Here is a 6606-nt window from a genome sequence, read left to right on the forward strand (position 1 = left end):
TCCCGTCCTCGTTCGTCCACCCACCGCAATAAGGAGCACCACACAGATGAGCACCACCTTCACCCCCGCGTTCGACATCAACCCGACAGGAACAACGGCGGCCCTCGGCCGAAACCTGCGCCTGCGCAGGCTCTTCGGCGCAGACGGACGCACCGTCACCGTGGCACTCGACCAGGCGGTGCCTCGCGGCGTCGCCCCGCGGTTGGCCACGATCGGGACCACCTTCGCCAGCATCGCCGACGGCCAGCCCGATGCCGTCACCATCACCAAGGGCCTGGCGGGCCCGCTGCTCGGCGGCGACCGAGCTCCCCTGCCCTGGATCCTCAAGGCATCGATGTTCTCCGTCGAGTTCCACCCGACCTACGACGCCACCATCGCCACCGTTCAGGACGCCGTGAGGCTCGGCGCGGACGCCGTGGCCGTCGGGATCTCCGCGGGTTCCTCCAACCAGGTCGCGATGTTCGAGATGCTCACCCGCGTCGTCGAGGAGGCGCATACCTGGGGACTCCCCGTGGTGTGCCACGCCTACCCATCCGGCGAGATGTGGGCCGAGCGCAAGGGTTCCACCGAATCCGTGCTGTACGCATCTCGCGCCGCCGCGGAGCTGGGCACCGACATCGTCAAGACCTGGTACACCGGGTCTACTGCAGAGTTCGCCAAGGTCGTCGAGGGCACCCCCGCCATCGTGGTGGCCGCGGGCGGCGCACCCGCCAACAGCCCCCTGGACGTTCTGAAGCAGGCCGCTTCCGTCGTCGAAGCCGGCGCCCACGGCATGACCGCCGGTCGCAACATCTGGCAGGCCGAGGATCCCGGCAAGATGGTCGCCGCGCTCAAGGCCGTCATCCACGGTGGTGACAGCCCCGAGGTCGCTGCCAAGCTGCTCGACTGAGCAGGCCGGAGCGAGAAGGCGACCCATCCGTACGCGACCCTCGAAGGAGTGGGTTTCGATGACAACGACACCGCATCACGCCGCTCCGGCGACGTACCTCGGAATCGACGTCGGCACGTCCGCCACCAAAGCGGTGATCCTCGCTGCCGACGGCACGGTCATCGCCCGGTCCCGGGTTCCGCATCCAGCTGCACGCGGAGCCGGGCCGGGGCGGGCCGACCCGTCGGCGTGGCGGGCCAGCATCACCGCCGCCGTCCGTGACCTGGCCCCACATACGGAGACAGTCGCGGGCGTCGGTATGGACACCCACTGCCCCACCGCCCTGCTCCTCGACGGCACCGGCGAGCCGCTCGTCGCAGGAATCACCTGGGACCACCCCGGACTGGCCGGACCCACGGAGCAGCTGATCGCAGCGCTCGAACCCTTCCATCGCCGCCTGCTCGGCAACCACCTGATGCCGGCCACGGCGATGGGTGCAGCACACCGGCTCCTGCAGGTGATCGAGCCCCAAGCAGCGGCAGCTGCAACGACATTCGGGCTCGCCGGGACCTGGTTGGGCCAGTGGCTCACCGGGGAGCGGGCGATCGACCCAACCCAGGCGTCCTATACCGGCTTGATGGCGAGCACCGACGGCTCCTGCCGTTGGTTGGCCGACGTGGTGCAGCAGCTGGGCATCCCCGCACAACAACTCCCGCCGGTGCGGCCGTCGCTGAGCGTGCTCGGTCCGCTGCTGGCCACCGCCGCCGCCACGCTCGGTCTGCCCACCGGCATTCCGGTACTCGTCGGGTCCGGTGACACGCCCGCCGCCTCGTACGCGCTGGGCACGGAACCCGGCGGCCGACCGCTGCTCATCATGGGCACCACCCATGTCGTGTCGAACGCTCTCTCCGCGCCGGACCCGCGGGCCAAGGCGTTGCAGCGAGTGGACGTCCGCTCCGGTCGATGGCTGATCAACGGTGTCATCAACGGTGGCGACGCGTTGGCGGAGGGGGCTGCACGACTGGGCTACGGCCAAGGCGACATCGCGGTGGAGGCACTGGTCGGCACCGCATTTCAGGCCCAGCCGGACCAGGTGGCCGACGCACCGATCTTCATTCCCCACACCCGGCCGGAGCGTGGCCCGCTGTGGTTCGCCGAGCCACGAACAGCCCTCCTCGGAGACATTCCCGATCCTGCGACACCCGCCGCCGCGCGCGGCATCGTCGAGGGTGTCCTCTTCGCCGATCGGATGATCATCGAATCTTGCATCGGCGCCCAGCAGCGCACGCTTTACGTCAGCGGCGCCTTCGGCTACGAGCCCGAACTGCCGCAGTTGCTCGCCGACGCACTCGACCGCGACATCCTCGTCGTCGACGAGAGTCACCTGCCGGCCATCGGCGCGGCGGCAATGTGCGTCGACGTCCTCGAGGGGAACGCCGTCGCGCCACCGCGGGCCCGGTTGGTAAGGCCTCGCCCCGAGTGGCGCGACATCGTGGCCGAACGCTGGCTGCAGTACCGGCAAGTCTGGTCCAACGTGACAGCGAGCCCGTTGCCCTCCACGCTCGACGAGACCATCGAATCCTTGGTGCCGGCAACGTGATCCGAGTCCCGCACATCGACAGGAGCGTCCTGACGTGACGACGTCACCCATGCAGACCCGACCCGTGACCGGATTGATCTACGTGTCACGGCTTCTCACCGACCGCGCGATGAGCCACCTGCGGTCACTCGGCGCGCCGCTGCGGATCGGATCGGAGGCTCCGCCGAACCGCGCTGAGTTGGAGGCGGGCATTGCGGGCGCAAGCGCGGCCGTCATCACCCTCACCGAGCGCGTCGACGCCGCCCTCCTGGCCGTCGCGGGCCAGGAGCTGAAGGTGATCGCCAACGTGGCCGTCGGTTATGACAACATCGACGTGGCCGCCGCCGAAGCAGCAGGCGTGACCGTCACCAATACCCCCGGTGTCCTCGACCGCGCCTCGGCGGACCACGCCATGGCACTGATCCTCGACGCCACGCGACGAATCTCGGAGGGCGACCGGCTGATTCGCAGTCGCCAACCGTGGATCTGGGGCCCGCGCATGCTCGTCGGTCTGGACGTCAGCGCAGGCGCAACGCTGGGGATCCTCGGCTTCGGACGCATCGGGAAGGCCGTGGCCCGACGGGCGCAGGCGTTCGACATGAAGGTCATCGCATCGTCGCGGAGTGCGACCCCCGGCACCGTCGAGAACGGCGTCACGTTCGTCGACACGTCGACCCTGCTCGCAGAGAGCGACGTCGTCAGCGTGCACACCCCGCTCACCGCCGACACCCGACACTTGATCGACGCCGCCGCGTTGGACGCCATGAAACCGACGGCGTACTTGATCAACACCGCCCGCGGTGGTGTCGTCGACGAGGCAGCTCTGGTGCAGGCGCTGCACGCCGGTCGAATCCGCGGGGCCGCACTCGATGTCTTCGAAGGCGAGCCACAGGTGAACCCGGCGCTACTCGACGCGCCCGGTCTTGTCCTCACCCCGCACACCGCCAGCGCAGGCGAGGCAACCCGCGACACGATGGGAATCCTCGCGGTGGACAACGCCGCAGCGGTACTCGCCGGCAATCAGGCGCTCACACCGGTCCGGTGAAGTTCGTCCTCGCCCCCGACTCAGCCACTCGTCGCCGCAGTTGGATGCACGGCCGAGCGTTTCAGGCTGTCAGGACCGCTCGGTACCGCGCCTTACCGGCGCGCACCCGGGCGATCGCCTGGTTGATGTCGCTCATGTCGAAGGTCTCCACCTTCGGCCGGACGCCGGTGCGCGCGGCGAAGTCGAGCATCTGAACGGTTTCCTGGCGTGACGCAGGGACGCCACCAGATACCTTCTTCTCCGAAAGCAACAATTCGAACGGACCTAGCGTCAGGGCGCTGTCGGGTACTCCGACGATGCTCAATGTGCCCTGCGGCTTCAACGCCGACAGGTAGTCATTCCAAGGGATGTCGGCAGAGACCGTCGAGAGGATGAAGTCGAATGTGCCCGCCGCTCTTGCCAGCCCATCGGAGTCACGGGTTGCAATGAAGTCGTCGGCTCCGAGTTCATGGGCTTGGTCCCGCTTGCTCGACGACGAGGAGATGGCCGTGACATCGCAGCCCCAGGCATCAGCGAATTGTATTGCCAGATGACCCAATCCGCCGATTCCGACGATGCCGACGCGATCGGTCGGCCTTACGTCGTGCCGCAGGAATGGGGCGAAGACCGTGACACCGGCGCACAGCAGCGGGCCGGCGTGCTGGGATTCGATGGCGTCGGGGATTGGGTAGGCGAAGCGCCAGTCGCTGGCTCGTACCGATGAGGCGAACCCCCCACGGTCTCCGCGCATGATGGTGTCGTCGCGCTTCGCGCACAGCTGTTGGCGGCCAGTCAGGCAGTATTCGCAACTCATGCAGGTTCCGGCGATGGCCCCGACGGCGACCCGCTGGCCGACCTTCAGCCGTTCAGGGTCGACGGCCGATCCGATCGCAGACACCACCCCCACGGCCTCGTGGCCGGCAACCACCGGAAATCTTGAGTAACCCCACTCGTCGTCGATCATCCCGACATCGCTGTGGCAGACCCCGCAGTGGGTGACGTCGACGTCGACTGCGAGCGGTGCCAACTCCCCCGCGTCGTACTCGTAGGGGGTCAGATCGGCACTGGCTTCCAACGCTGCAAAGGCGCGAACCGTCACGGCCTTCCTTCCGTCGCTATTGACCAATTGGTCATTAGCGTAGCGGTGTCGGCCCCGAGAAGTCCACCGATACATTGAGCAGATGCCATCACGCCAGGTCATCTCGCCTGATTCCGGCGGATCCGCCAAACGCCAGCGCGTGCGCAACCCAGAACTGCACCGGGCGGCGATCTTGGCGGCGGCCCGTGCTGTCTTCGGGGAGAACGGCTACGCGAACGGCACCATCCGCGAGATCGCGCGACGGGCGGGCGTAACCCACGGTCTTGTATTGCGGCACTTCGAGAGCAAGGAACAGCTCTTCGTGACCTCATTGCTTGCCCGTAGAGAAGAACAGCGTTACAGCGGCGCCGTCGCCGACCTCCCTGAATGGGTTGCCCGTCGCTACGTCGAGAACATCGAAGCCGACGGCCTCAGCGACCCGTTCATCGCACTCATTCGTAGTGCGGACGACACCGGTGTTGCCAAGGAGTTGCTCCGCGCCATGCGGCGCGAGCCGACGGCGGCGGTTCTCGACGTGCTGGACGTGCCGGATCTTGCGCAGCGCGCGGACCTGCTCGGCGCGCTGCTCATTGGGGTGACGTTCAGCCGTTACATTCTCGCCGACGGAGAGCTCGCGGCGATGTCGCCCGAAGAGTTGATCGGCTACCTGACGATGGCGGTTCACACCATCCTGTTGGATCCACTCGAAAGCACCTGAAGGAGTTCGAGGTCCTGCGGGAGTTCTGTCGCCCCTATGAAAAGTCCGAAGTCAACCATCGATCTGGTCGTACGGTGAAGAGCACGCTTCCTACGTCGCTCATACTCTCGACGAACGCCCGCCCGCCCTCTTCGCCGAGGTACCTGATCGCCATGGCTTCACGGACATCCCGCGGCGCCGGATCCTCTGTATTCACGACGGTACCTTCCATCACCACATACAGATACGGCCACGCTTCACGCTGAACTACCAGGGTGACAGCACCGGCCTGCCTGATCAGTCGCGCCTTCCGCGAGGCCGCTCCGGTATTGATTCGGACGTGACCCGCGGGGGCGTAGTCGTACCAAACCGGCATGCTGGCAGGCGGGCGGCCGGGGTCTGAGGCAACCGACAGCACGCCCACGCGGACTTCCTGGAGGAACCTGTCACGCTCCTGATCCGACAATGACCTCATGACCGTTCGTCAACATTCCGCGCAGACAGACTATTCCGGTTCGTGGCGATGCAACGTCGGTGGACCCTTTGAGGCCGGCGGTGCGGTGCACGGCTCTGCGGTGCGGCGGACAGCGAGGCGGGTCGTTGGCCAAATATTCAGCTCTGCAACGGCATCGCCGATTCCGTAACGGAGCGCAGTCCCATAGGGTTGGGTGCGAACCCCTCGCCCCGACGTCGAAGAGGACACCTCGCGTGAAGAACGGCCCCCTGGACCGCGCCCTGCTCGTGGCGATCGTCATGCTTTCTGCTGCGGCCCTGGTCGGTTGCAGTAGCTCGTCGGACGGTCAGGCGGAGAAGGCGCCGGCGGCATCGACCGCGTCGGGCACCCCGTCCGAGGAAGCGGGAGCGGGAGCCTCGGCGGACGGGTCGCCCACCGCCGACGCGTGCTCCTCAGTGTCGGCACCCCTTGTCGACATCGACCCGCTAAGCGACGAAGAGCCACGGCTGCACGTCCCGCAACCGCCGGGGTGGGAGCCCAACACGACGCTGAACACCGACCTGATCAGGTACGCCCTGGCCAATCAGGGCCTCGTCGCAGACTCGTTCGTCCCCAACGTGGTCGTGACCCTGGAGCGGGTCTCCGGGACCGACGTGGAACCGCAGGCAATCCTCGATCAACAACGTGCGGGACTGGAGACACAGGCACTCGTGACCGACATGTCGGTGTCGCCCACCACGATGTGCGGTGCCCTGGCGGAGATCGTCGACTACACGCTGCCCGCACAAGGTGCGGCCCCCGCGCACCCGGCGAAGGTTCTCATCACCGCCGCTCCCGTCAACGGTGACACCTACTCGGCCACCGTGACGGTGCAGGCCATGAACGCCGACGATCCCACCTACCAAC

The 6606-nt window shown here is 67.2% G+C and carries 7 protein-coding genes; 5 read left to right on the forward strand and 2 right to left on the reverse strand.

What is annotated here, in order from left to right:
- Positions 1 to 46 precede the first annotated feature (46 nt).
- The 3 genes from ABW137_RS35215 to ABW137_RS35225 are packed head-to-tail and all read left to right on the forward strand — an operon-like array spanning position 47 to position 3492.
- Positions 47 to 889: a class I fructose-bisphosphate aldolase gene (locus ABW137_RS35215; protein ID WP_526407485.1), complete on the forward strand. Its 843-nt coding sequence runs from the start codon at positions 47 to 49 to the stop codon at positions 887 to 889.
- 58 nt (positions 890 to 947) lie between these two features.
- Positions 948 to 2468 carry a xylulokinase gene (locus ABW137_RS35220; protein WP_526407487.1) on the forward strand — a complete coding sequence of 507 codons (1521 nt, stop codon included), beginning with the start codon at positions 948 to 950 and terminating at the stop codon, positions 2466 to 2468.
- Between the two features lie 34 nt (positions 2469 to 2502).
- Positions 2503 to 3492 carry a 2-hydroxyacid dehydrogenase gene (locus ABW137_RS35225; protein WP_526407489.1) on the forward strand — a complete coding sequence of 330 codons (990 nt, stop codon included), beginning with the start codon at positions 2503 to 2505 and terminating at the stop codon, positions 3490 to 3492.
- Between the two features lie 61 nt (positions 3493 to 3553).
- On the opposite strand, the gene ABW137_RS35230 is transcribed toward ABW137_RS35225, so the two are convergent.
- Positions 3554 to 4570, reverse strand: a complete 1017-nt coding sequence (locus tag ABW137_RS35230) for an NAD(P)-dependent alcohol dehydrogenase (protein ID WP_526407491.1) — start codon at positions 4568 to 4570, stop codon at positions 3554 to 3556.
- Positions 4571 to 4652: 82 nt separating this feature from the next.
- Between ABW137_RS35230 and ABW137_RS35235 the strand changes: the two genes are divergently transcribed.
- The gene (locus ABW137_RS35235; RefSeq protein WP_526407493.1) at positions 4653 to 5267 is read left to right on the forward strand and encodes a TetR/AcrR family transcriptional regulator; all 615 of its coding nucleotides are present in this window, start codon (positions 4653 to 4655) and stop codon (positions 5265 to 5267) included.
- Positions 5268 to 5301: 34 nt separating this feature from the next.
- Here ABW137_RS35235 and ABW137_RS35240 read toward each other — a convergent pair whose 3' ends face one another.
- Complete coding sequence (locus ABW137_RS35240; RefSeq protein ID WP_526407495.1) at positions 5302 to 5721, reverse strand: pyridoxamine 5'-phosphate oxidase family protein; 420 nt, start codon at positions 5719 to 5721, stop codon at positions 5302 to 5304.
- A gap of 233 nt (positions 5722 to 5954) precedes the next feature.
- On the opposite strand from ABW137_RS35240, the gene ABW137_RS35245 reads away from it, so the two are divergent.
- Positions 5955 to 6606 (forward strand): LpqN/LpqT family lipoprotein (locus tag ABW137_RS35245; protein ID WP_526407497.1); only part of this gene is annotated, 652 nt, incomplete at its 3' end.

Source organism: Mycobacterium sp., assembly GCF_040509115.1.
In the GTDB taxonomy this organism is placed as follows: Bacteria; Actinomycetota; Actinomycetes; order Mycobacteriales; family Mycobacteriaceae; genus Mycobacterium.

Coding starts and splice junctions, on each gene's coding strand:
- ABW137_RS35235 (WP_526407493.1), top strand. CDS start 4,653: ATGCCATCACGCCAGGTCATCTCGCCTGATTCCGGCGGATCCGCCAAA.
- ABW137_RS35215 (WP_526407485.1), top strand. CDS start 47: ATGAGCACCACCTTCACCCCCGCGTTCGACATCAACCCGACAGGAACA.
- ABW137_RS35240 (WP_526407495.1), bottom strand. CDS start 5,721: ATGAGGTCATTGTCGGATCAGGAGCGTGACAGGTTCCTCCAGGAAGTC.
- ABW137_RS35220 (WP_526407487.1), top strand. CDS start 948: ATGACAACGACACCGCATCACGCCGCTCCGGCGACGTACCTCGGAATC.